At 64.0% G+C, this 559-nt stretch carries 1 protein-coding gene; it reads right to left on the reverse strand.

Annotated elements, in window-relative coordinates; genetic code table 11:
• On the reverse strand, positions 1 to 536 hold a 536-nt coding region (locus tag RM423_RS25035), incomplete at its 3' end, for an alkaline phosphatase family protein (protein WP_396327886.1).
• Positions 537 to 559 lie beyond the last annotated feature (23 nt).

A 559-nucleotide genomic window follows, 5' to 3' on the forward strand; every position in this document is an offset into this window, starting at 1 on the left:
ACCCGGCCGCTGAACATGAGCAGCGGGACCCGTGGTCCGTAGGCCAACTGGACGCCGTCGGGGGTGTGCTCGACATCGGGTGTGGGCACGTGGTCGTCCCAGCCGCCCCAGTCATCCCACGTCAGCAGGAAGACGGTGTCGTTCCACAACCCAGCCCGCACAACCGCGTCGACAGCTTGCCAGATCTTGTCCTGACCTCTGCTGACGTCGGCAACCGGATGCTCGTCGTAGGGGCTGTCGTGCCACACCATGCTCAGTTGCGCCAGGCTTGTTGCGTCAGCGACGATGTGATCGCTGCGCACGATGTTCGGAGAGCCGGCCAACTGGGTGTAGAAAGCCAGTGGGTAGGACGAGGCCCCGGTGTATGCCTTCCAGCTGACCCCGTGGTCACCGGCGTGGCCGAGGATCGAGGGCATGTCCCATACCGGCTGTGCGCTTGACCGTGACGGGTTGCGCAGGGTGGGTGTTTGACCACCCACGATCAACAGGTGATTCGGTGTTGAATTGGTGCCGAAACCGGAGCAGTGGTTCTCCAGGAACGCCCCGGTAGCAGCGAGGT

This window comes from Jatrophihabitans lederbergiae, from assembly GCF_031845305.1.
In the GTDB taxonomy this organism is placed as follows: Bacteria; Actinomycetota; Actinomycetes; order Mycobacteriales; family Jatrophihabitantaceae; genus Jatrophihabitans_A; species Jatrophihabitans_A lederbergiae.